Genomic DNA, 23,385 nt, shown 5'->3' with positions numbered 1-23,385 from the left:
GTGGCGGCGGCCGTCGGCGTCACGGCGAAGACTGTGGCCCGTGGCCGGAAACCCTGTCAATATTAATTCCTAATTTAATAGAAAGAGGGTCCGGGTCTGTCGCAGGGGTTGACAGGAAACTCCCCAAGTCCCAGCCTTTGGCAACGTTGTCAGTGCCTCCCGCGCGCCGTGTCGGGTCCGGCCCGCGCCGCTGTCTTCCGATGGGACATCACGCTCATGACAGATCAGTCGAGTTCGCCGCGTCAGCTCTCGCGGCGATCCGTCGTCGCCACGGGTTCCACCCTGCTGGCCGGGTTCGGCCTGGGCGCCCTGGCTCCCTTGCCGGCCGCCGCCGCAGGTGGCAAGGGGTCGGCCGGGTCCGCCCCGCCCGCCGAACTCGCCCTGCACCGCCCGGTCACCGTCTCCTCCACGGCCTACGCGGCCACGCCGGGCTCGTTCGTGGTGGACCGGCTCGCCTCGCCGGGCGTCCGGGGCAGCGGCTGGCGGGCCGGGGCGGGCGACCCGCAGTGGATCTCGGTCGATCTGCAGGCCCGGTGCGAGGTCACCTGGATCCGGCTCACCTTCGAGGGCGACGCGAGCGACCCGGTGTTCACGCCTCCCACCACGGGAAATCCGGCCAGTGGCACCACGGGCGAGGAGATCCAGTCGAGCTACGCGGTCGACTTCGTGGTCGAGACGTCGACCGATCACACGTCCTGGACCAGCGTGTACCGCACGACGGCGGGCACGGGCGGCGTGGTGGACATCCAGCTCCCCCGCCCGGTCCCGGCGCGCTGGGTACGGATGACCTCGCGCAGACGCTCCAACCCCAACCCCCTGGGCCTGAACGGCTTCGAGGTGCACGGCAACGCCAAGGGGCACCGGCCGTCGGCCACCGGCTGGACGGACTGGGGCACCCGCACGGGCCCCGCGCCGAAGCTGACCGTGGCCGACGACGGCACGGTGCCGGTGGAGTCGGGCTGGCGGCTCACCCTCGACGACTGGGCTGACGGCGACGGCAGTGGGAAGGGCGGGGACGGGAAGGAGCTGTCGAAGACGTCCGCCGACACCAGCCGCTGGCTGCCCGCCACCGTGCCCGGCACGGTCCTGGCCTCGCTCGTGGACCAGGGCAAGCTGCCCGACCCGGTGGCCGGGCTCAACAACCTCCACATCCCCGAAGCCCTGTCCCGTCACTCCTGGTGGTACAAACGGGACTTCGAGGTGCCGCGCGGCCTGCGCACCGGACCCGGCCGCCGGATCTGGCTGGAGTTCGACGGCGTCAACCACACGGCCGACATCTGGTTCAACGGCCACCGCGTGGGCGAGCTGACGTACCCCTTCGCCCGCTCGGCGCACGACGTGACCCAACTGCTCGCCGCGGGCGGCGGGGCCAACGCGCTCGCGGTGAGGATCACGCCGATGCCGGTGCCCGGCAGCCCCGGCGACAAGGGCCCCGCGGGTGAAGCCTGGGTGGACGCGGGCGCGAACCAGATGAACCTCAACTCGCCCACCTACCTTGCCGCTTCGGGCTGGGACTGGATGCCCGCGGTACGCGACCGGGCCGCGGGGATCTGGAACCACGTCCGGCTGAGATCCACCGGCCAGGTCGTGATCGGCGACCCCCGGGTCGACACCGTGCTGCCGAAGCTGCCCGACGTGTCGGTGGCCGAGCTGACGCTCGTCGTCCCGGTCCGCAACGCCGACACCGCCGACCACCGCACGACGGTCTCCGCGTCCTTCGACGACGTACGGCTCAGCAAGGTCGTCACCGTCCCGGCGGGCAAAAGCATCGACGTCACGTTCACCCCGGACGCCTACGGCCGGCTGCGGGTACAGAACCCGAAGCTGTGGTGGCCGAACGGGCTCGGGGACCCCGCCCTGCACGAACTGACCCTCACCGCGTCGGTCGACGGCGCCGAGAGCGACCGCCGCACCACCCGCTTCGGCATCCGCCAGTTCGGTTACGAGTTCGAGGTGCCACTGCCGTTCACGTCCACCGGCGACGCGTACACCCAGTCCGTGACCTTCGACCGGCGGGAGGCCAGATACGTACGCGTGAAGTGCCTGACCCGGGCGACCAGTTGGGGCAGTTCGCTGTGGGCGCTGTCCGTGTTCGACAGTGAGCGGGCCTCGACCGATCTCGCGTTGCACGCACCGGCGAAGGCGTCGAGCGAGGACGGGGGCGACCGCGGTCCGGCCAACGCGACCGACGGCGATCCGGGCACCCGCTGGTCGTCGGCCTATGAGGACGACCAGTGGATCCGGGTCGACCTGGGGTCGCAGCAGTCGTTCGACCGGGTCGACCTGACCTGGGAGCAGGCGTACGCGAAGACCTTCGTCGTGCAGGTCTCCTCCGACGACGACACCTGGACCGATGTCGCGGCCGTGGACAACGGCGCGATCCCCCTGCCCTTCAACAACGGCAACGCCAGTCTCCAGGTCGAGGACTTCGCACCGCGCACTGCCCGCCATGTCCGGATCGCCTGCGGGGTGCGCAACACCAGCTGGGGCAACTCCCTGTGGTCGCTGGGTGTCATCGACAGCGCCGAGCCGGGCACCGACCTCGCCCTGCGGCAGAAGGCGACCGCGTCCACCGAGGAGTCCGACCACCCGGCCGCGAACGCCACCGACGGCGACCCGGGAACGCGCTGGTCGTCGGCGTACGAGGACCAGCAGTGGATCCAGGTGGACCTCGGTTCCGCGCAGCGGTTCGACCGGGTGGCGATCGTGTGGGAACCCGCCTACCCGAAGACGTACGTCATCCAGGTGTCCGACGACGGGGACACCTGGACCGATGTGAAGTCCGTGTCCAACACCCCCGACCCGCTGAAGATCAGCGTGAACGGCGTCCGGGTGCTGGCCCGGGGCGGCAACTGGGGCTGGGACGAGCTGCTGCGCCGGATGCCGCCGGAGCGGATGGACGCGGCGGTGCGGATGCACCGGGACATGAACTTCACGATGATCCGCAACTGGGTCGGCACCTGCGACCGGGAGGAGTTCTTCGCCGCCTGCGACGAACACGGCATCCTGGTGTGGAACGACTTCCCCAACGCCTGGGCGATGGACCCGCCGGACCACGAGGCCTTCAACTCGATCGCGCGGGACACCGTGCTGCGCTACCGGATCCACCCGAGCGTGGTCGTCTGGTGCGGGGCCAACGAGGGCAATCCGCCCGCCGCCATCGACCGGGGCATGCGTGCCGCCGTCGAGGAGCAGGCACCCGGTCTGCTCTACCAGAACAACTCGGCCGGCGGGATCATCACCGGCGGCGGCCCCTACGGCTGGGTGGAACCGGACAAGTACTTCGACCCGTCCACGTACGGCAGCAAGGACTTCGGATTCCACACCGAGATCGGTATGCCCGTCGTCTCCACCGCCGCCAGCATGCGGAACCTGACCGGTGACGAGCCCGAGTGGCCGATACGCGGCGCGTGGTACTACCACGACTGGAGCGAGCGCGGGAATCAGGCGCCGCAGAACTACAAGGCCGCGATCGAGGCCCGGCTCGGGGCGGTCACGGACCTGGACGACTTCGCCCGCAAGGCCCAGTTCGTCAACTACGAGAACACCCGCGCCATGTTCGAGGCGTGGAACGCGAACCTGTGGGACAACGCCAGCGGCCTCATGCTGTGGATGTCCCACCCGGCCTGGCACAGCACCGTCTGGCAGACGTACGACTACGACTTCGACGTCAACGGCACCTACTTCGGGGCCCGTTCGGCCTGCGAGCCGCTGCACGTCCAGGCCGATCCCAAGGGGCAGGTCATCGCGGTCAACCACACACGCAAAAACCTGCGGGGGGCCGTCGCCTCGGCGCGGCTGCTCGACCTGTCGGGCAGGCAGCTCGGGAAGAGCAGGAGCGCCCGGCTGGACGTGGCACCTGCCGCGACAGAGAAGGCGTTCACCGTCGGCTGGGACGACGGCCTGCCCGAACTGCACCTGCTGCGGCTGACGTTGGAGGACGGCGACGGCCGTGAGCTGTCGCGGAACACCTACTGGCGCTACCGCACCCCGGCCGCGATGCGGGCCCTGAACCGGGTGCCGCGCGCGAAGGTGTCCGCCAAGGTCACCCGCGTCTCCCGGTCCGGGACCAGGCACGGACTGACCGCCACCGTGCGCAACCAGGGCTCCGCCGTCGCCGCCATGGTCCGGCTGTCGCTGCTGGACGAGAAGACGGGGCACCGCGTCCTGCCGACCCTCTACAGCGACAACTACCTGTGGCTGCTGCCCGGCGAGTCCCGGACGGTCACGCTGTCGTGGCCGGCCCGGGCGCTCACCTCGCACCAGCCGCTCCTGAAGGCGGAGGCGTTCAACTCGTAGCGCTGTGCGGCTGGTCGGGCGGCTACGCGTAAGGGGTCAGGAACTCCCCCACGGGCAGTGCCCTGTTCACGATGCGCGTGTCGCCCATCCAGCCGTAGAAGCCCTGTCCGAAGCTCTCGTCGAACTGCGTGGCGCCGAGCACGAAGGGCTTGCCGAGGGTGGCGATGCCGGTGGACGGCTGCGAGGGACTACGGGCGATCTTCGAGCCGTCCACGTACATCACCGTGCGGCGGCCGTCGTTGACGAGGGCGATGTGCATCCAGCGGCCCACGGGCACCGCGTGGCTCCACGACGTGGGGTCGGCGTCCTGGCGCTGCGGATAGACCACGTACTGGAGGAACCGCTCCGGTGACAGGTTGAGGCTGCAGGTGGGTTCCAGCGGGGACCAGCCCGTGGTCTTGCCCGCGTCGCCGTTGCGGCCCTCCCAGCTGAGGATGCCCATCCAGGAGTGGTCGCCCTCGAAGGGTTCGGGCAGCCGGACGAAGGTCTCGACGGTGTAGCCGCGGAGGAACTTCTCACTGTTCAGGGCGGCTCGGGCGGAGGTCGTCAGGATGGCGCCGCGGTCCGGGCTCTTGCCGCCGTCGAAGCGGAGGCTGGCGTGCGCGGGCTGGCCGGGGTGGTGGTCGGCCGACCAGGTGAGCGCGTCGGAGCCACTGGCGGCCAGCCGGCTCACGGTCAGGTCGTTGCCGTTGCCGGTGAGGTCGCGTACGACGGCACCGTTCGCGACGGGCCTGCCCGCGGTGCCGCCCGCGGAGGTCCCGGCGGCGTCGAAGCGCCAGTACGCGACCGTGCCGCGCGGCATGACCGCGGAGGCGGGCCGCGGCTTCGGCACGGCGACGGGGGCGAAGCCCTTGAACCGCTCGTCGAAGTCGATGTCCAGGCTGAACCGGTCGGCGTCACCGGTCAGTTCGATGGTCTCGGCCTCCAGCGGCGACCGCTTCTCCGGGTCACGGGCGAGGAGCCACGGAGAGAACGTCTCGACGTCGACGACCCCGCGGGCCAGGTCGAAGCCGTAGGTACGGATCATGCCGGCGCCGCCGTAGTAGCGGTCCTGGTAGTTGGTGATGTGGACGTGGACATCGTTGTCGGAGTCGTTGCGCAGGACCGTGCGGCCCGGCGGCCAGTAGTGGCCGCCCAGCGCCAGGAAGATCTGGTCGTTGCCGCGGACGAGTCCGTCCCACAGGCGCTTGCCGTTGTCCGACAGCTGGGCCTTGCCGTCGTCGTCGGCCCAGGCGATGTCATGGGTGGTGAGGACGGCGGGCAGTGTGGGGTGCGCGTCGAGGACTCCCTGCGCCCAGGCCAGGCCCTTGTCCGAGATCCGCCAGTCGAGGGCGAGGACCAGCCAGGACCGGTCCGCGGCCTTGAGCACGTGGTACGTGTTGTAGCCGTCGGGCGAGGCGCCGCGGTAGGTCGGCATGGACTTGTAGCGGGCGGGCCCGAAGGCGGCGAGGTACGCGGAGTCGCCGCGCTGGTCGTCCCCGGAGTCGATGTCGTGGTTGCCCGCCAGGACGCTGTAGGGCACCTTGCCGTGAATGGTCCGGAAGGTGTCGGCGGCGCGTTCGATCTCGTCCTCGGTGCCGTGCTCGGTGACGTCGCCGAGGTGCGTCATGAAGGCGATGTTCGCCTCGCCGCGCTCGGCGACCAGGTGCCGGAAGGCCTCCCGCAGCGGCGCGGGGTCGGTGCTGTCGGCGTCGAAGAGGTACTGGGTGTCGGGCAGCACGGCCAGCACGAACCGCGGGCTCTCGGGGTCGAAGCGGCCGGCGTGCGCGGCGGAGGCGGTGGCCTGTGCGCCGGTGGGAGCCGAGCCGGTGGCGGCCCGCGCGGTCGCCTCGAAGGCGGCGACGCCCGCGCCGGCCACGGGCAGGGCTGCCGCGACGCGCAGCAGGGCGCGTCTGTGCAGGGGGTTCTGGGGTTCTTCCGCAGTCATGGACGCTCCGTAGGACGAAACCGGTTGGCAGCCCGTACGCTCCTCACCCGCCACAGCCGGGCGATGGCGGGAAGTTGAACGTCTGCCGCCCGGCGTCCGGACGTTTGGCGGAGGCAGGCGTTTGACGGAAGCAGGCGCTTGACGGAAGCAGGCGTCCGGTGGAGGCAGATGTCCGGCGGAGGTCAGCGTGAGGTCCAGGCCCGGGGTGTCCGGTAGGCCCGGGTCTGCGCCCAGCGCGGGCTCGCGGCCGTGCGGGCCGGCTCGTCGGGATCGGCGCGGTCGGCGCGCCCGTGCACCACGGCGAGCACGGCCGCCACCTCCTCGTCGGTGGGCATTCCGCGTACGAAGGTCAGCAGCGGGATCTCGGGAGTGTCCATGGTCTTCTCCGCCGTCACATCGGGAGGTTGCCGTGTTTGCGGGAGGGCAGCCGCGCGTCCTTGGAGCGCAGCATCGCCAGCGCGTCCACCAGGACCGCGCGGGTGTCCGCGGGGTCGATCACGTCGTCGACGAGCCCGCGCTGCGCCGCGTAGTAGGGGTGCATGAGCTCCTGCCGGTACTCCTTGATGCGCTGGGCCCGGACCGCCTCGGGGTCGGGGGCGGCGGCGATCTCCCGCCGGAAGACCACGTTCGCCGCGCCCTCGGCGCCCATCACGGCGATCTCGTTGGTGGGCCAGGCGAACGACAGGTCGGCGCCGATGGACCGTGAGTCCATCACGATGTAGGCGCCGCCGTACGCCTTGCGAAGGATCACCTGGACGCGCGGGACGGTCGCGTTGCAGTACGCGTAGAGCAGTTTCGCGCCGTGCCGGATGATGCCGTCGTGTTCCTGGTCCGTGCCCGGGAGGAAGCCGGGCACGTCGACCAGGGTCACCAGCGGAATACTGAAGGCGTCGCAGGTCTGCACGAATCGCGCCGCTTTTTCCGAGGCGTGGATGTCGAGCACTCCGGCCATGGCGGCGGGCTGGTTTCCGACGATTCCGACGACATGCCCCTCGAAGCGCGCGAATGCGCAGATGATGTTGGTGGCCCAGCGGGAATGCAGCTCGAAGAATTCACCGTGATCGACGATCTCCTCGATCACGGCACGCATGTCGTACGACCTCTTCGGGTCCGGTGGAACGATGTCGAGCAGCGCTTCGGAACGCCGGTCCGGCGGGTCGTCCGCGGGAACGACCGGCGGCAGCTCGCGGTTGTTGGACGGCAGCAGGGACAGCAGGTACCGGACCTCTTCGAGGCATTCCCTCTCGCTGTCGCAGACATGGGTGGCGGCTCCGGAGACCGAGCCGTGCACCTGCGCGCCGCCGAGCTGCTCGTGGGTGACGTCCTCGCCCGTGACCGCCTTCACCACGTCCGGTCCTGTGATGTACATCTGTGAGGTGTCGCGGACCATGAACACGAAGTCGGTGAGCGCCGGGGCGTAGGTGGCGCCTCCGGCGCAGGGCCCGAGGATCACGCTGATCTGCGGGATGACCCCCGAGGCGCGGACGATCCGGCGGAAGATCCCGCCGTAGCCGGCGAGCGCGGTGACGCCCTCCTGGATGCGGGCCCCCGCGCCGTCGTTCAGGCTGACCAGGGGTGCGCCCGCCGCCTCGGCCAGGTCCATCACCTTGTGGATCTTCTCCGCGTGGGCCTCGCCGAGGGAGCCGCCGAAGATACGGAAGTCATGGGCGTAGACGAACACGGTCCGGCCCGCCACCTTGCCCCAGCCGGTGACCACACCGTCGGTGGACGGACGCCGGTCCTGCAGGCCGAACCCGGTGGCGCGATGCCTGCGCAACTGCTCGATCTCGCGGAAGGTCCCCGGGTCGAAGAGCAGGTCCAGCCGCTCACGGACCGTCAGCTTGCCCCGGGCGTGCTGCTGCCCGGTCGCACCCGGTGAAGGACCCCGCTCGGCCTCCGCCCTGACCTGAAGCAGCTCGGCGACGCCCGAGCGCATGTCGGGCGGCCCCTTTTCCGCCCCGGCGGCCGGGCCCGGAACGTCCTCCGCGCCCTTCACATCCGCCGCTTCCCCCGCGACCATGGTCATTCAGTTTCCCCTCGCCGGTTACCGAGGCCGAAAGCGGCCAGGAAAAGATCCGGACCGCCTCAAGGTCTCCCGGCCTTGGACGCCGGTTCAAGAACTCCCGGATTTCTTAGGGGAGGTTAGGGGTTGGGTTGAATTCCCGGTGACGGCAACATGATCGAATGCCCGCTCTGCAGCCCGCAGGAGAGATGAACGCCATGACGCACTCGCTCGTCGACAGCAACGCATGGGTCCGGCGCTTCCGGCCGGCCCCGGACGCCGGAAGCCGTCTGGTGTGTTTTCCGCACGCCGGCGGCGCGGCGAGCTTCTATTTCCCCGTGGCCCGGACGCTGCATCCGCGGGTGGACGTGCTCGCCGTCCAGTATCCGGGGCGCCAGGAGCGCCGCTCCGAGGAACCCCTCACCGACATCGGGACCCTGGCGGACCTGAGTTTCAAGGCGCTGCGGCCCGTGCTCACCGGGCGGCCGGTCCTGTTCGGGCACAGCATGGGAGCCGTCGTCGCGTTCGAGGTGGCCCGGCGGATGGAGCGCGAGGGCGGTGTCCAGCCCGCCGCGCTGGTGGTGTCGGGACGGCGGGCGCCCTCGCGCCGCCGGCAGGAGTCCGTGCATCTGCGCTCCGACGACGGCGTGATCGCCGAACTGAAACTGCTGAACGGCACCGACAACTCCCTGCTGGACGACGAGGAGTTGGTGCGGATGTTCCTGCCGGCGCTGCGCGCCGACTACCGCGCCGTCGAGACCTACACGTACGTGCCCGGTCCCGCGCTCGGCTGCCCGGTCACCGTGTTCACCGGCGACCGGGACCCGCAGGTGACGATGGACGAGGCGCTGGCGTGGCGGGAGCACACCACCGGGCCGTTCGATCTGCAGGTCTTCGAGGGCGGCCACTTCTATCTGAGCACCGATCCCGCCACGACCCTGGACCGGCTGGAGTCGGTGCTGCGCGCGCACGGCACGGGCCCCGCGGCGTCATGACCGTCGAGGAGGGCGAGCCGGTCGCGATCGTCGGCATGGCGTGCCGGCTTCCCGGGGCGCCGTCACCGGCCGCGTTCTGGACGCTGCTGCGGGACGGCGTGAGCGCGGTCACCGAGGTCCCGGACGGCCGCTGGGACCCTGACGCACCGGGGCTCGACCGGCCCGGTCTGCGGCACGGCGGCTTCCTCGACGACATCGCCGGGTTCGACGCCGGCTTCTTCGGTATCTCACCGCGCGAGGCCACCACGACCGACCCGCAGCAGCGGCTCGTGCTGGAGCTGGCCTGGGAGGCGCTGGAGGACGCCGGGACCGTACCGGCGAAGCTGCGGGAGAGCCGCACGGCCGTGTTCGTCGGCGCGATGTCCGGCGACTTCGCCGCCCTCGTCCAGGATCCCCTCGACATCACCCGGCACACCCTCACCGGTGTCCAGCGCGGCATCATCGCCAACCGCGTGTCCTACACGCTGGGGCTGCGCGGTCCGAGCATGACGGTGGACGCGGCGCAGGCGTCCGCGCTGGTCGCCGTGCATCTGGCCGCCGAGACTCTGCGCACCGGCCAGGCGGAGTTGGCACTCGCCGGCGGGGTGAACCTCAACCTCGTCCCCGAGAGCGCCGCCGCGGTCGCCGGGTTCGGCGGGCTGTCCCCCGACGGCCGCTGCTTCACCTTCGACGCGCGGGCCAACGGTTACGTACGGGGCGAGGGCGGCGGGGCGGTCCTGCTCAAGCCGCTGGCACGGGCGCTGGCCGACGGCGACCGTGTGCACGCGGTGATCCGCGGCAGCGCCGTCAACAACGACGGCGCCACCGACGGGCTGACCGTGCCGAGTCCCGCGGCGCAGTCCGAGGTGATCCGGCTGGCCTGCCGCCGGGCGGGCGTGGCCCCCGAGGCGCTGCAGTACGTCGAACTGCACGGCACCGGCACCCGCGTCGGTGATCCACTGGAGGCGGCGGGCCTCGCGGGCGCGCTCGGTGACGCGGCGTCCCGGGCGCCGGTGCACGTCGGCTCGGCGAAGACGAACGTCGGTCACCTGGAGGGGGCCGCGGGCATCGTCGGTCTGATCAAGGCGGTGCTGGGCGTCGCGCACCGGGAGATCCCCGCCAGCCTCAACTTCGAGACCCCCCACCCCCGTATCGACCTGGACCGGCTGGGGCTGCGCGTGCGGCGCGAGCACGGTCCCTGGCCCCGGCCGGGCGAGCCGCTGCTGGCCGGGGTGAGTTCGTTCGGGATCGGCGGGACGAACTGTCATGTCGTCCTCGGCGCCGCCCCGGACGGACCGGCGGACGCCGTGCGGGCCGAGCCCGATGCCCGTCCCGTCCTGTGGCCCCTCTCCGGCCGGACGGCCGGGGCCCTGCGCGCACAGGCCGCGCGACTCAGGGAGCAGCTGGTACGCGATCCGCGGTCCCCCGGTGACGTCGGCTGGTCGCTGGCCACCGGCCGCACACACTTCGAGCACCGCGCGGCCGTCCTCGGCACCGGCACGGAAGCCCTCCTGGACGGCCTGGACGCCGTCGCCACCGGCCGTGACGCCCCCGGTGTGGTCAGGGCGACGGCCGGCAGCCCCGGCGGTGTCGTGCTGGTCTTCCCCGGCGGGAGTCCGGTGGAGACCGGGACTGCACGCGAACTGATGGCCCTGTCACCGGTGTTCCGCTCGGCGGTCGGTGTCTGTGCCGCCGCGCTCGACGCCCGTACCGGCTGGTCCCTGACGGACGTCCTGGACGGGGTTCCGGGGGCCCCGAGGCCGGACCGGGCCGACGTCGCCGGGCCGGTCCGGTTCGCCGTGGCCGTCGCGCTGGCCCGGCTGTGGGAGTCCCTGGGAATCAGTCCGGAAGCCGTCGTGGGCGACGCCGAGGGGGAGGTCGCCGCCGCGCATGTCGCCGGGGCCCTGACCGTCGAGGACGCCGCCCGGATCGTCACGGCCCGCGCGCACGGCGCGCCGCCCGGCCCGGTCACGCCCCGGCCGTCCGCGGTCGCGTTCCACTCGTCCGTCACCGGCGGTGTCCTGGACACGGCCGCTCTCGACACCGCCTACTGGTCGCGCCGCCTCCCTTGGCCCTCGCGGGCCGACGCCGTGATCCGTGCGCTGGCGCGGACCGGGCACCCCACGTTCCTTGAGGTGAGCCCGCGGGCCGTGCGCGGCGCGGACGACTGGCGGACGCTGCTGGGCGACGACACCGGCGCGACCGCCGTCCGTGCGCCGCTGCCGGGCGAGTCCGTACGGTCCTCGCTGCTCGGAGCGGTCGCCGCACTGCATGTGCGCGGCCAAGTGGTGTCCTGGTCAGGGGTGTTCGCCGCGCACGACCCACGGCGAGTGCCCCTTCCCACCTACGCCTTCCAGCGGGAACGGCACTGGCCGTCGCGGGAGCGGCCCGCTCCCGCCGGGCCCCCGGCCGGTGAGCGGCAGGGGGGTCTGCTGGACCTCGTCCGCGCCCACTCGGCCGCCGTGCTCGGGCACGCCGACGCGCAGGCTGTCGACCCCGGGAAGACGTTCAAGGACCTCGGCGTCGACTCGATGCTGGCGGTCGAGCTGAGCGAACGGCTCGCCGCCGCGACCGGTCTTCCCGTCCCCGCCACCGTCGTCTACGACCACCCCACACCCACGGGGCTCGCCGACCACCTCAGGGAGCGCCGGGGCCCCGGCGGAAGCACCGACAGCCGGCCCCTCGCCGCGCCGACGGACGGCGACCCGGTCGCCGTCGTGGCGATGGGCTGCCGCTACCCCGGTGGCGTCGGCTCCCCGGGCGAGCTGTGGGACCTGGTGACCGCGGGCACGGACGCGATCTCCGACTTCCCCGCCGACCGCGACTGGGACCTCGACGCCCTGTACGCCCCCGAACCCGCCACCCCCGGCCGGACCTATGTGCGGCGCGGCGGTTTCCTCGACGGGGCCGACGGGTTCGACGCGGCGTTCTTCGGGATCAGCCCCCGCGAGGCCACCTCGATGGACCCGCAGCAGCGGGTGCTGCTTGAGGTCGCCTGGGAGACGCTGGAACGGGCCGGCATCGACCCGGGCACACTGCGCGGCAGCAGCACCGGGGTGTTCGTGGGCGCCACCGCCCAGGAGTACGGGCCCCGGCTCCAGGACTCCTCCGAGGGCCTCGGCGGTTATCTGCTCACCGGCGGCTCACCGAGCCTGACCTCCGGGCGCATCGCCTTCACCCTGGGCCTTGAGGGGCCGGCGGTGACGGTCGACACGGCCTGCTCGTCCTCGCTCGTCGCACTGCACCAGGCCGCGCAGTCGCTGCGGCAGGGCGAGTGCTCGCTGGCGCTCGCGGGCGGTGTCGCCGTGATGGCCACTCCCGGCATGTTCGTGGAGTTCAGCCAGCAGCGCGGCCTGGCTCCCGACGGCCGGTGCAAGCCCTTCTCGGCCGACGCGGACGGCACCGCGTGGAGCGAGGGCGCGGGACTGCTGCTGCTGGAGCGGCTGTCGGACGCCGAGCGCAACGGGCATCCCGTGCTCGCGGTGCTGCGCGGCAGCGCCGTCAACCAGGACGGCGCCAGCAACGGGCTGACCGCGCCCAGCGGCCCGGCCCAGCAGCGGGTGATCCGTCAGGCGCTGGCCGCGGCACGGCTGGACGCCGCCGACGTGGACGCGGTCGAGGCGCACGGCACCGGCACCGCGCTCGGCGACCCGATCGAGGCGCAGGCCCTCATCGCGACGTACGGCCAGGGCAGGGAACGGCCGCTGTGGCTGGGGTCGCTGAAGTCCAACATCGGGCACGCGCAGGCCGCCGCCGGAGTGGGCGGCGTCATCAAGATGGTGCTGGCGATGCGGCACGGCCTGCTCCCCCGCACCCTGCACGCCGGTACTCCGTCCCCGCACGTCGACTGGTCGCGGGGAAAGGTCGCGCTGCTCGACCGGGCGACACCGTGGCCCGAGACCGGGCGGGCGCGCCGGACGGCCGTCTCGTCGTTCGGCATCTCGGGCACCAACGCGCACGTCGTCCTCGAACAGGCGCCGGTGCGCCCGCAGCCACCACGGACGGGCACGGCTCCCCTGCCGTGGCCGCTGTCGGCCAGGTCCGAGGAGGCGCTGCGCGCCCACGCGGCACGGCTCCACCGGTTCATCGGCGGGCGGCCCGCTCTGGACGCGGCCGACATCGGCTACACGCTCGCCGCCGGCCGCGCCGCGTTCGACCACCGGGCGACGGTGTTCGGCGAGAGCCGCGACGAACTGCTCGCCGGCCTGCGCGCCCTGGCCGACGGCCGGCCGTACGAGGCGGACGGCGAGATGGCGGGCGGCCACGCGGTGGGCGGCGAGGCGGTGGGCGGCGGGACACCCGCCTTCCTGTTCACCGGCCAGGGCTCCCAGCGGCCGGGCATGGGCCGTGAGCTGTACGAGACGTATCCGGCGTTCGCGGAGGCGTTCGACCAGGTCTGCGCGCACATCGACCCGCATCTGGAGCGTCCGCTCAGGAGCGTGGTGTTCGCCGAGCCCGGCACGCCCGAGGCGGCGGCCCTGCACCGGACGCAGTACACCCAGCCGGGGCTGTTCGCGCTCCAGGTCGCCCTGTTCCGGCTGCTGGAGTCGCTGGACGTCACACCCGGCCATCTGCTCGGCCACTCGCTCGGTGAGGTGAGCGCGGCCCATCTCGCCGGGGTGCTCACGCTGTCCGACGCGTGCGTCCTCGTCGCGGCGCGGGCCCGCCTCATGCAGGAGGCGCCCGCGGGCGGGGCGATGGTGTCGGTCCAGGCCGGCGAGGACGAGGTGGCCGCCTCGCTGCCGGGCGGGGTGTCGGTCGCGGCGGTGAACGGGCCGCTGGCCACCGTCGTCTCCGGCGACGAGGACGCGGTCCTCGCCGTCGCCGCCCACTGGGAGGAACTCGGCGTCAGGACACGGCGGCTGACGGTCAGTCACGCCTTCCACTCGGCCCACATGGACGGAATGCTAAAGGAGTTCCGGCGCGTCGCCGGGACGCTCACGTTCCGGCCGCCGGCGATCCCGGTCGTGTCCAACCTCACCGGTGCCGTCGCCGGACCCGAGATCGCGACACCCGACTACTGGGTCCGGCACGTCCGCGGGGCCGTCCGGTTCGGGCAGGGCGTGCAGACCCTGCGGGCCGAGGGCGTACGCACCTGTCTGGAGCTCGGACCCAGCGGAGTGCTCTCCGCGCTTGCGGAGACCGTGCCGGCCGGGCCCGATGAAGACGCGGCGGCCGTTCCGGTCCTGCTGCCGCTGCTGCGCCCGGGCCGCTCCGAGGCCCACACCCTCACCGCCGCCCTCGCCCGGGCCCGCACGAGCGGGGTGAACTGGGGCGCCGCGGGAGACGTACGGCTGGTGGAGCTGCCGACCTATCCGTTCGAACGGCAGCGGTACTGGCTGCGGGCCCCCGCGTCGGTGGGCGGCGCGGCCGGGCTCGGGCTCGACGACGCGGGGCACGCGCTGCTGTCGACCGCGACCGAACTGCCCGACGGGGGGCACCTGTTCACCGGGCGGATCTCGCTCGCGGCCCAGCCGTGGCTGGCCGACCACACGATCCTCGGCACGGTGCTGCTGCCCGGTACGGCCCTGGTGGAACTGGCGATGCACGCGGCGGGCGCGACCGGCTGCGACGAGATCGAGGAACTGGTGCTGCACACCCCGGTCACGTTCGCCCCGGACGGCGCGGTCCTGCTGCAGTTGGTGGCCGGCGCGGCGGACGGGACGGGCCGGCGGCCGGTCGTCGTCCGCTCGCGACGCCAGGACGAACCCGCGTGGACACGCAACGCGGAGGGGACGCTCGCGGGTGCCCTAGTGGGTACCGACGCCGTCACCGCGTAGGGGTGAGAACGGCCGCACCGCGTCGGGGAGTTCGTCGCCGGACAGCACCGTGGCGAGCGCGTCCGCGGTCACCGCGCACAGCTGCACCCCGATGCGGAAGTGCCCGGTGGCCAGCAGCAGGTCCGGGACGGACGTGGCGCCGATCAGCGGACGGTCGTCCGGCGAGCCGGGCCGCAGCGCGGCGCTCACCTCGGCGAACGCCAGACCGGTGACCTCGGGCAGCACCGCGCGGGCCTTGTCCAGGAGTTCGGCGAGGCCGCCCGCGGTGACGGTCGTGTCGTAGCCGCGCTCCTCGTAGGTCGCGCCCACGACCAGTTCGCCGTCGGCGCGCGGCACCAGGTACACCGCCGAGCCGCCGGCCAGGCCCCGGGTGGTGCGGTGGAGGAACGGCTCCTCGGAGCGCAGACGCAGGATCTGCCCCTTGACCGGCCGGATCTCCGGGACGACCCCGGGCGGCAGACCGCCGAGCAGATGAGTCCAGCAGCCGGCCGCGAGGACGGTACGGTCGCCGGTCACCGTGCCGCCCCCGGCGAGCCGTACGCCGGTGGCGCGGCCCTCGATCAGCACGTCGGTGACCCGGTCGGTGACGAGCGTGCCGCCGAGCCGCTCGACCGCGGCCAGCAGCGCCGCGGTCAGCCGCCTGGGATCGACCGCCCCGTCGTCGGGGGCGAGGAGGCCGCCGCGCACCGACGGGGCGAACCTCGGTTCGTACACGCGGCATTCCTCGGCGGTGAGGGCCTCGGTCCTGATGCCGTGCGCCTTGTGGAAGCGGTGCGCGCGGTCGAGGTCGGCGACGGCCGCCGCGTCGAGGGCGACGTCCAGGACGCCGTCGCGGCGGTGTCCGGTGGACCGGCCGGACACCTCCTCCAGTTCCGCGACGAACGAGGGGTAGCGGTCGCGGGAGGCCAGATACAGGCGCCGCAGGGGCTCGTCGTCGTAGAGCTGCTCGTTGGCGGGCGGGAGCATGCCCGCCGAGGCGTACGACGCCCGGCTCGCGGGCTCGGGGTCCACGACGGTGACGGCCAGTCCCTGGGCGAGCGCCCGCCACGCCGTGGCGAGGCCGATCACTCCGCCGCCGACGATCACTGTGTGCATGTCCGGTCCCTTCGTCGGGTGCACGGTCCGTCAGGCGAGCCGCCGCGCGAGGTGCCCGGCCAGTTCGGCGGGGCTCGGGTAGTCGAAGGACAGGGTGACCGGCAGGCGCAGTCCGGTCGCGGTCGCCAGCCGGCGGTTCAGCTCCAGGTTGGTGAGCGAGTCCAGGCCGATCTCGCGGAACTCCAGGCCGGGGTCCACGCCCTCGGGCGCCTGATGGCCTAGAACGGCGGCGACCTCGGCGCGGACGAACTCCAGGACGGCGGCGTCGCGTTCGGCCACGGGCAGCCCGGCGAGCCGTTCGCGCAGCGCCTCGGCCCCGGCGGGCCGCCCGGCCGGAGCCGTGCCGGACACGGGGGCGGCCAGGTCCCGGAGCAACTCGGGGAGGGACCCGGCGCCCTGGCGCAGCGCCTCGTCGTCCAGCCGGACGGGGGCGAGCGCGGGTTCCGTCCGGGAGACGGCCGCGTCCAGCAGGGCCAGTCCCTGGGCGGCGGTCAGGAGCGCCAGTCCGTTGCGGCGCATCCGGGCGAGGTCGGCGGTGCCCAGTTCCGCGCCCATGCCGTCCGCCCACAGACCCCAGGCGAGCGAGACGCCGGGGAGGCCGAGGGCGCGGCGGCGGTGCGCGAGCGCGTCCAGGAAGGTGTTGGCGGCGGCGTAGGCGGCCTGTCCCGCGCTGCCGACCAGCCCGGACACCGAAGAGAACAGGATCAGGTCGCAGCGGGTCAGTTCGTGCAGGTTCAGCGCCGCGTTGATCTTGGGGCGCAGTACGCGTTCGACCTTGCGCGGGGTGAGTTCGGTGACGGTGCCGTCGTCGACGGCGCCCGCCGCGTGGACGACGGCGGTGAGCGGATACCGGTCGGGCACGCTCGCCAGGACGCGCTCCAGGGCCGTACGGTCGGCCGCGTCGCAGGCCACGACCCGTACGTCCGCTCCCAGTGCCGTCAGTTCCGCCGCCAGCTCGCCGGCCCCGGGGGTGGCGGGGCCCCGGCGGCCGAGCAGCACGAGGCGGCGGACACCGTGGCGGCGTACGAGGTGACGGGCCACGAGCGCGCCCAGGGCGCCGAGCCCGCCGGTGACGAGGACGGTCCCTGCGGTGTCGGGGCGGCGCGCGGACGTCCCGGGCGGGCAGCGGACCAGGCGCGGGCGCGACAGGCCGCCGTCGCGGACGGCGAGCTGCGGCTCCCCGGCCTCCACACCGGACACCAGCGCGGCGCCGAAGGACTCGACGTCGTCCACGTCCACCAGGTGGAACCTGCCGGGATGTTCGGACTGGGCGGCGCGCACCAGGCCCCACACGGCGGCCCCGGCGAGATCGGGCACGTCCTCCCCGGTACGCGCCGCGACGGCACCCCGGGTGACGAGGACCAGGCGGGCACCGCCGAGCCGTTCGTCGTCGAGCCACTCCTGCACCAGGACGAGCGCCCGCTGTGTCGCGGCACGCGCCTCGGCGCCCTCGTCGGTGCAGGAGACCACGACGACGTCGGGGACGGTGCCGCCGTCGCGCAGACCGGCGTCCAGGTCACGCAGCGAGGGGTAGATCCCGGGCTGTCGGCCGGCGGCCTTCAGGGCGCCGGTCACGCCGAGGTGGTCGGTGCCGAGGAAGGCCCAGTGCGCTGCCGCGGGCCTGTCGTCGGACGGCAGCCGCACGGTGTTCCAGGCGACGCGCAGGAGGGTGCCGCCCTGGCCCTCGCGGTCGAGCTGCTCGGCGGTGACCGGGCGGAACGCGAGCGAGCGGACCGCGGCCACCTCCCGCCCCTCGGTGTCGGTGAGGGTCAGCGACACCGCGTCGTCACCGCTCGGCGCCAGACGCAGACGCACGTCGCGGGCGCCGGAGTTCCGTATCCGCACCCCTCGCCAGATGAACGGCAGCAGCAGTGCGTCCCGCCGGTCCTCCGACGGGAGCAGAGCTCCGTGCAGGGCGCCGTCGAAGAGGGCGGGGTGCAGAAGGTAGGAGGAGGAGGCGGTGCCGGTCGCGCCGTCCAGCGTGATGTCGGCGAAGACCTCCTCGCCCCGCCGCCAGGCCGCGCGCAGCCCACGGAACGCGGGACCGTACTGGTATCCGCGCGCGGCGAGCAGGGCGTACAGGTCGTCGGTGCGCACCGGGACGGCCCCGGCGGGCGGCCAGGGGCCGGCAGCGGAGGGGACGTGGTCGGCCGGGACGTTCATCGCATCTCCCGCGTGCTGGTCAGGGACCGCTCTGCGGCGGATTGAGGATCGCGACGGTGACCTCGCCGTGGCTGTCGCCGCCCAGGTCGTCCCAGTAACGGCACTTGGTACGGATCACCACGAGGGCGTCGCGGATGTCGCTGCCGTCCCACTCGGCGACGTCGGCCATCTCAATCTCGCCGTGGAACAGACGGGCGCCCATCTGGCGGCGGAACGTGCTGCGGAAGTCGGTGATGAGGATGTCGCCGAGCTGGCGGGCCCAGAAGTCGTCCATCGTCCAGCGCGCGAACGGTTCCAGCACGCTCTCCCGGACGGACTTCGCGAGGAGGTAATAGAACATCTGGTTGTAACAGATGTTGAACTCGACCGAGTTGAAGTGTCCGGTGTCGTCGATGTAGCACGACTCGGGGATCTGGAAGGTGCAGGCGGCGCCGACCCTGTGCCGGCCGTCGGGGCCGCTGTCCACGCCGACCACGGCCGACTTCAGGTATTCGCAGTTCTTCGCCCGGTAGGGGCGCAGCACCTGGGCCAGCAGCTCCTCGTCGGTGGGGTAGCGCAGCCCCGGGTCGGCCGTGCGGTCCATCGTTTCCGCCATTGCCGGTCTCTCCCTCTCAAGGTCGTTCCGTGCGGGGTGTTCCGTGCGAAGCGTGTTCCTCGGGGCCGGTTCCTCAGGTCGGTGTCGTGCGGCGGGCGGCGCGGAGCAGGTCCTCGACGCCCATGCCCCTGATCTCCTCCGCCCTGACCTCCTCCGCCCTGACCTCCTCAGACCTGGTCTCCTCGGTCCGGTCGTCGTCGCGGGCCGGCGCCCGGCGGGGCAGCGAAGCGATCGCCGAGTGCGGCGGGACGGTTTCCGTGAGCCGCAGGAGGGTGTCCAGCAGCCCGGACTCGCGCAGCCGGGCGAGCGGGATCGTGGCGAGTGCCGAGCGGACCGAGTCCTCGTCCGGGGCGGACGGCGCCCCCTCGGGGAGCAGTTCGGCCAGCAGGAACCTCGCCAGTGCGGCGGGCGTGGGATGGTCGAAGGTGAGGGTCGCGGGCAGCCGCAGCCCGGACGCGGCGCCCAGCCGGTTGCGGAGTTCGATCGAGGCGAGCGAGTCGAGTCCGAGCGCCGTGAACGGGGCCCCGGGGTCGATTGCGGAGGGGTCGTCGTGCCGGACCGCCGCCACCTCGGCGCGGACCAGGTCGAGCAGGAGCGACTCCCGCTCGTCCTCGCCCGCGAGAGCGGTGAGCCGCTGTCCGAGGGAAGGGCCCACGGCGGCGGGGCGGGCGGGTCCGGCGGGTGAGGCGGGCGCGGACGGTACGAGGCCGCGCAGCAGCGCGGGCAGACCGTCGCGGGTGGCCCGCAGCGCCGCCGTGTCGAGCCGGACCGGCACCGGCAGCGTCTCGCGGGCCGCCAGCGCGTCGTCGAACAGCGCCAGCCCCTCGGCCGGTGACAGGGGCGGCACCCCCGAGGCGCGGACCCGGCCGCGGTCGGCCTCGCCGAGGCGCCCGCCCATACCGGCGCTCTCGTCCCACAGCCCCCACGCGAGGGACATCGCGGGCAGGCCGAGCGAGCGGCGGTGCACGGCGAGCGCGTCCAGGAAGGTGTTGGCGGCGGCGTAGTTGCCCTGGCCGGCGCCCATCATCAGGCCGCTGACCGAGGAGAACAGCACGAACGCCGACAGGTCCGCCTCCAGGGTCAGTTCGTGCAGGTTCCAGGCGGCGTCGGCCTTGGCGCGCAGTACGCCGTCCAGCCGGGCCGGGGTCAGCGAGCCGATCAGCCCGTCGTCCAGGACGCCCGCCAGGTGCAGCACCGCGGTGAGGGGCCGGTCGGCCGGGATCGCGGCCAGGAGGGCGGCCAGCGCGTCGCGGTCGGCCGTGTCGCAGGCGGCCACCACGGTCTCGGCGCCGAGTGCGGTCAGTTCGGCGGCCAGGGCCGCGGCGCCCGGCGCCGCCGGGCCTCGGCGGCCCGCCAGCACCAGCCGGCGGACACCGTGCTCGGTGACCAGGTGGCGTGCCACGAGTGCGCCGAGCCCACCGGTCCCGCCGGTGACCAGGACGGTGCCGTCGGGGTCCCAGACCGTCGGGGCCGCGGGTCCGGCGGTCTTCGCCAGCCGGGGCACCAGCGCCCTGCCGCCGCGTACCGCGACCTCGGGTTCGGTGACGGGAAGCGACGGCGCCACGCCGCCGGAACCGCCCGCACCAAGGTCCGGGGCCAGGCCCGGGGCCAGGTCCGGGTTCAGGCCCGGGGCCAGGTCCGGGTTCAGGCCCGGGGCCAGGTCCGGGTTCAGGCCCGGGGCCAGGTTCAGGTCAGGGCCCAGGCCAAGGCCCGGGTCCAGGTCCAGGTCCAGGTCCAGGTCCAGCAGGGTGAACCGGCCGGGGTTCTCCGTCTGTGCTGCCCTGACCAGGCCCCACACCGGTGCCTGCCGCACATCGATCCGGCCGTCGCCGGTGTCCACCGCGCCGCCCGTCACGACGACGAGCCGCGAGTCGGCGAACCGCTCGTCGGCCAGCCAGCCCTGCAGGACCTCCAGCACCGCGGTCGTGGTCGCGCGCACCCCGAGGGGTACGTGACCGTCACGCGAAGGCGCCGGGCAGCGGAACAGCACGAGTTCGGGCACGGGTGCCGCCGCGTCCGCCAGCGCGGCGAGATCGGCGTACCTGGGCGCGTCGTCGTACCAGGGGGCGAGTGGTCCGATCCGGCCGGTGCCCACGACGGCGAACCGGCCGGCGGTGTCGGCGGGGCCGGGTGGCAGCGGGGTCCAGCCGACGTGGAACAGCGGGCCGCGCCGGGTGCTCGTGAGACGGTCCGCCGACAGGGGCCGGGTGACCAGGGACCGCACCGTCGCCACCGGTCGGCCGGACTCGTCGGCGAGCAGGATCGACGTGCCGTCGCCGTCCGTCGCCGGGCGGGTGCGCACGCGCAGGGCGGACGCGCCCGTGGCGTGCAGCGTCACGCCCTCCCAGGAGAAGGGGACGCTCGTCGCGCCGTCGTCGTCCAGGGCGTCCACGTGCAGCGCCGCGTCCAGCAGGGCGGGATGCAGACCGAACCGCGCCGCGTCGTCGCGGGCCGCGTCCGGCAGGGCGATGTCGGCGAAGACCTCGTCCCCACGGCGCCACGCGGCCCGCAGGCCCCGGAAGGCCGGGCCGTAGCCGTACCCGCGGGCCGCGAGCAGTTCGTAGGCGCCGGTGACGTCCAGGGCATCGGCCCCGGCGGGTGGCCAGGCGGTGAAGTCGAACGCGGGCTCCTCGGCCTCGGCCCCCAGTACGCCGGTGGCGTGCCGGGTCCAGGGCAGGTCGGGCTCGCCCTCGGGGCGTGCGTGGACGGCGACCGTCCGGGCGCGGGCGCCGTCCGGCTCGTCCACGGTGACCCGCACGGCCACGGCGCCCCGGTCGGGCAGTACGAGCGGTGCCTCCAGCGTGAGTTCGGTGAGCGTGCCGCAGCCGACGTGGGTGCCCGCCGTGAGGACCAGGTCCACGAAGGCGGTACCGGGCAGCAGCACCGAGCCCAGTACGGCGTGGTCGGCGAGCCAGGTCCGGACGTCCGCCGCGAGACGGCCGGTGAGGACGACCCGGCCCGAGTCCGGGGTGTCCAGCGCGGCGCGCAGGATCGGATGGTCGACCGGTTCCAGCCCGGCGAGGCCGACGTCGCCGGGGGCGGGATCGCCCGCGTCCAGCCAGAAGCGGCGCCGCTGGAACGCGTACGTCGGGAGGTCGATCGAGGCGTCACGGGGCCGCCCCGCGAAGAAGGCGTCCCAGTCCACGTGCGCGCCGCGGGCGTGGACCGCGGCCACACCGGACACCAGCTCGTGCTCCTCGGGCCGGTCGCGGCGCAGCAGCGGTATGAACGCGACGCCGCCGCTGCCGTCGCTCTCGCCGTCGCTGCCGCTGCCGCCGCTGTCGACGCACTCCCTGCCCAGCGCCGACAGGACCGCGTCGGGGCCGGTCTCGACGAACGTGGTCACGCCGAGGCCCGACAGGAACCGCACACCGTCGGCGAACCGGACCGGTGCGCGGACGTGGCGCACCCAGTGGTCGGCCGAGCCCTGGTCGGTGATCCCGCCGGTCAGGTTGGACACGACCGGGAGGTGCGGACGGTGGTACGTGAGGGTCTCGGCGACGCGGCGGAAGTCGTCCAGCATCGGTTCCATCAGCGGGGAGTGGAACGCGTGGGAGACCCGCAGGCGGGTGGTCCGCACGCCGTCGGCGGCGAGCCGGGCGGCCGTGTCGAGCACCGCGTCCGTCTCGCCGGAGATCACCACCGAGGACGGGCCGTTCACCGCCGCGATCGCCACGCCGTCACCCAGCAGGGGTACGACCTCGGCCTCGGCGGCCCGGACCGCGACCATGGCCCCGGTGCGCGGCAGTGCCTGCATCAGCCGGCCGCGGGCCGCGACCAGCGTCGTGGCGTCCTGCAGGGACAGCACTCCCGCGACGTGCGCCGCGGCGATCTCGCCGATCGAGTGACCGAGCAGGTAGTCGGGCCGTACGTCCCAGGACTCCAGCAGCCGGAACAGTGCCACCTCGACCGCGAACAGTCCGGCCTGGGTCCAGACGGTCTCGTCGAGCAGTCGGGGTTCGTCCGGTTCGGATCCGTCCCGTGCGGATCCGTCCCGTGCGGGTTCGGCCGGTTCGGGTTCGGCCCACAGCACCTCGCGCAGGGGGCGCTCCAGTTGTTTGTCCAGCAGGGCGGCGACCGCGTCGAACGCCTCGGCGAACGCGGCGAACCGCTCGTACAACTCCCGCCCCATGCCGGGCCGTTGCGCGCCCTGTCCGGTGAACAGGAACGCGAGGCCGCCGCCGGCCGCCGGTCCCTGGAGCGCGCCGGGCGGCGGGTCCTGGCGGACGAGGGCGTCCAGTTCGCGTGCCAGGTCCTCGTGGCCGGAGCCGACGAGCACCGCGCGGTGTTCCAGGGCGGCTCGGGAGGTCGCCAGGGCGTGCCCGACGGCGGCCGGGTCCCGGGTGCCGAGGTCGTCCAGTCGCTCGCGCAACCGGACGGCCTGCGCCCGCAGGGCCTCCGGTGTGCTGCCCGCGAGCACCCACGGGACCGTACCGCCCGCGACGGGTGCGGATGCGGGTCCGGAGTCGGGCCGCGGGGCGGGCTCGGCGGCTTCGATGATGACGTGGGCGTTCGTGCCGCTGATACCGAACGAGGAGATCCCCGCCCGG

9 protein-coding genes and 1 pseudogene are annotated in these 23,385 nt (G+C 73.6%); 3 read left to right on the top strand and 7 right to left on the bottom strand.

The window, feature by feature from the left end; all coding sequences use genetic code 11:
- The first annotated feature begins 216 nt into the window (after window positions 1-216).
- Window positions 217-4,299: a discoidin domain-containing protein gene (locus C6Y14_RS26025; protein WP_107019268.1), complete on the top strand. Its 4,083-nt coding sequence runs from the start codon at window positions 217-219 to the stop codon at window positions 4,297-4,299.
- A 22-nt stretch (window positions 4,300-4,321) separates the two neighbouring features.
- On the opposite strand, the gene C6Y14_RS26020 is transcribed toward C6Y14_RS26025, so the two are convergent.
- The 3 genes from C6Y14_RS26020 to C6Y14_RS26010 all read right to left on the bottom strand — a co-directional run bounded on the left by C6Y14_RS26020 (window position 4,322) and on the right by C6Y14_RS26010 (window position 8,162).
- On the bottom strand, window positions 4,322-6,226 hold the full coding sequence (locus C6Y14_RS26020) for a LamG-like jellyroll fold domain-containing protein (RefSeq protein WP_107019267.1): 1,905 nt from the start codon (window positions 6,224-6,226) through the stop codon (window positions 4,322-4,324).
- A gap of 182 nt (window positions 6,227-6,408) precedes the next feature.
- Window positions 6,409-6,603, bottom strand: a complete 195-nt coding sequence (locus tag C6Y14_RS26015) for an acyl-CoA carboxylase subunit epsilon (RefSeq protein ID WP_107019266.1) — start codon at window positions 6,601-6,603, stop codon at window positions 6,409-6,411.
- 14 nt (window positions 6,604-6,617) lie between these two features.
- Window positions 6,618-8,162 carry an acyl-CoA carboxylase subunit beta gene (locus C6Y14_RS26010; RefSeq protein ID WP_225891315.1) on the bottom strand — a complete coding sequence of 515 codons (1,545 nt, stop codon included), beginning with the start codon at window positions 8,160-8,162 and terminating at the stop codon, window positions 6,618-6,620.
- Window positions 8,163-8,446: 284 nt separating this feature from the next.
- Here C6Y14_RS26010 and C6Y14_RS26005 point away from each other — a divergent pair, with 284 nt between their 5' ends.
- Both C6Y14_RS26005 and C6Y14_RS26000 read left to right on the top strand, forming a co-directional pair.
- On the top strand, window positions 8,447-9,223 hold the full coding sequence (locus C6Y14_RS26005; RefSeq protein WP_107019536.1) for a thioesterase II family protein: 777 nt from the start codon (window positions 8,447-8,449) through the stop codon (window positions 9,221-9,223).
- A pseudogene (locus C6Y14_RS26000) lies at window positions 9,220-14,970 on the top strand (type I polyketide synthase); the annotation flags it as partial. The gene C6Y14_RS26005 and the pseudogene C6Y14_RS26000, both read left to right, overlap by 4 nt.
- Here the strand turns inward: C6Y14_RS26000 and thiO are convergent.
- The 4 genes from thiO to C6Y14_RS45570 form a co-directional block, all read right to left on the bottom strand.
- Window positions 14,953-16,077 (bottom strand): glycine oxidase ThiO, encoded by a 1,125-nt coding sequence (gene thiO, locus C6Y14_RS25995; RefSeq protein WP_107019264.1) that lies wholly within the window; start codon window positions 16,075-16,077, stop codon window positions 14,953-14,955. The pseudogene C6Y14_RS26000 and the gene thiO sit on opposite strands and share 18 nt — an antisense overlap.
- A 30-nt stretch (window positions 16,078-16,107) precedes the next feature.
- Window positions 16,108-18,240: a type I polyketide synthase gene (locus tag C6Y14_RS25990; RefSeq protein ID WP_107019263.1), complete on the bottom strand. Its 2,133-nt coding sequence runs from the start codon at window positions 18,238-18,240 to the stop codon at window positions 16,108-16,110.
- 19 nt (window positions 18,241-18,259) lie between these two features.
- Window positions 18,260-18,835, bottom strand: a complete 576-nt coding sequence (locus C6Y14_RS25985; RefSeq protein ID WP_225891280.1) for an FcoT family thioesterase — start codon at window positions 18,833-18,835, stop codon at window positions 18,260-18,262.
- A 73-nt stretch (window positions 18,836-18,908) separates the two neighbouring features.
- Window positions 18,909-23,385: type I polyketide synthase (locus tag C6Y14_RS45570; RefSeq protein WP_159074312.1), on the bottom strand; the 4,477-nt coding region annotated here is incomplete at its 5' end.

The organism is Streptomyces dioscori, from assembly GCF_003024195.1.
Lineage (GTDB): Bacteria > Actinomycetota > Actinomycetes > Streptomycetales > Streptomycetaceae > Streptomyces > Streptomyces dioscori.
This window is presented reverse-complemented; position numbering and strand designations above follow the sequence as displayed.

What these genes read in the sequence shown, in the direction of transcription:
- C6Y14_RS26025 (WP_107019268.1), top strand. Translation starts at nt 217, where the DNA reads ATGACAGATCAGTCGAGTTCGCCGCGTCAGCTCTCGCGGCGATCCGTC.
- C6Y14_RS26020 (WP_107019267.1), bottom strand. Translation starts at nt 6,226, where the DNA reads ATGACTGCGGAAGAACCCCAGAACCCCCTGCACAGACGCGCCCTGCTG.
- C6Y14_RS26015 (WP_107019266.1), bottom strand. Translation starts at nt 6,603, where the DNA reads ATGGACACTCCCGAGATCCCGCTGCTGACCTTCGTACGCGGAATGCCC.
- C6Y14_RS26010 (WP_225891315.1), bottom strand. Translation starts at nt 8,162, where the DNA reads ATGCGCTCGGGCGTCGCCGAGCTGCTTCAGGTCAGGGCGGAGGCCGAG.
- C6Y14_RS26005 (WP_107019536.1), top strand. Translation starts at nt 8,447, where the DNA reads ATGACGCACTCGCTCGTCGACAGCAACGCATGGGTCCGGCGCTTCCGG.
- thiO (WP_107019264.1), bottom strand. Translation starts at nt 16,077, where the DNA reads ATGCACACAGTGATCGTCGGCGGCGGAGTGATCGGCCTCGCCACGGCG.
- C6Y14_RS25990 (WP_107019263.1), bottom strand. Translation starts at nt 18,240, where the DNA reads ATGAACGTCCCGGCCGACCACGTCCCCTCCGCTGCCGGCCCCTGGCCG.
- C6Y14_RS25985 (WP_225891280.1), bottom strand. Translation starts at nt 18,835, where the DNA reads ATGGCGGAAACGATGGACCGCACGGCCGACCCGGGGCTGCGCTACCCC.